2 protein-coding genes and 1 pseudogene are annotated in these 1,209 nt (G+C 69.1%); all 3 read right to left on the bottom strand.

From position 1 onward, the window contains the following. Positions 1-654: energy transducer TonB (locus AC1D00_RS41855; RefSeq protein WP_477014739.1), on the bottom strand; the 654-nt coding region annotated here is incomplete at its 3' end. Then, positions 654-1,100, bottom strand: coding sequence for a TonB system transport protein ExbD (gene exbD, locus AC1D00_RS41860; protein WP_477014740.1), 447 nt, complete (start codon positions 1,098-1,100; stop codon positions 654-656). The genes exbD and AC1D00_RS41855, both read right to left, overlap by 1 nt. Positions 1,101-1,103: 3 nt before the next feature. Then, positions 1,104-1,209, bottom strand: a pseudogene (locus AC1D00_RS41865) (tonB-system energizer ExbB); the annotation flags it as partial.

Raw genomic sequence — 1,209 nt, forward strand, 5'->3', positions numbered from 1 at the left:
GGTGAAGCTCAGCCTGGCAACGCCGCGCTGACCGCCGCCTGCTGACGGATATTGGTGGAAGCGCATCAGATGCGCGCGGACGCGTTGATTGTAGGACGCGATCGCCGAGGCCACCGCGCCCGCGCTCATCGCGGACGCCATCGGCGCCTCCCGCTCGGCGCGCGGCGGCGCGCTGGTGCGCGGCGCGGGCGTGGCATCCGAGGGCCTCTTTGCCTCGCGGCGAACGATCTTCGGCTTGTCAGGCGCAGGCTTTTCGACCGGCGCGATCTTCGCGGGTTCGGGCCTGGCTGGTGTCGGCTCCAGCTTCTGCTCAGGCGGTGCCACGACGTCGGGCTTGTCCTGCGGCGGTGTCGGCGCGATGGTTTCCTCTGTCATTTGCCGCTGCGCTGGCTCCGGCGGCGAAGCGTCGGCCTCCTGCATCACCGGCCCGGGCGCGACGTCGTCCGGCATTGGCTGCGGCGCCGAGGTCACCGGCGCCATATCGACCAAGATCGCCGGAAGGCTGACGCCCTGCTCCGGCTGCGACCTGAGCCAGCTCGTCGCAAGCAGCACGGCGGCAAGATGCAACGCCACGATCACCGCGGCCGAGACACCCCAGCGTGCGCCCTCGCGCTCGCCGAGTGGCTCATGCAGGGCAAAGGCGTTCGCGGTCATCAGCTGCGTCCGTCGAGGCCGACGAGGGCGACCTTAAGATACCCGGCGTTGCGCAGGGTGTTCATCACGTCCATCAGATCACCGTAGGAAACCGCCTTGTCGGCGCGCAGGTAAATACGCTCGTCCTTGCGGCCCCTGGTGGCGGTGTCGAGCGACGAGGTGAGCGCCTCCCGAGCCACGACGTCTTCGCCGACGGCAATCGACAGGTCCGGCTTCACGGTGACGAAGACCGGCTTGTCCGGCCGCGGCGCCGGCTCGGCCGCGGTCGCCGGCAGCTCGACGCCGATGTCGATGGTGGCGAGCGGGGCTGCCACCATGAAGATGATCAGCAGCACCAGCATCACGTCGATGAACGGCGTGACGTTGATCTCATGGGTGAGGTCGAGATCACTGGGGTCCCCGCGCTTGAGCGACGATCCCGAACCTGCGCCGAGCTTTGCGGCCATGGCCTACTCCGCCGCCCGCGACAGGCGGAACTCTCTGTGGTCGCGCTGCCGGCTGACCAGCAGCATGAGCTGTGCCGAGGCGTCCCCAAGCAGCGCGCGGTAATTGGCG

It is taken from the genome of Bradyrhizobium sp. P2_E8, from assembly GCF_056403875.1.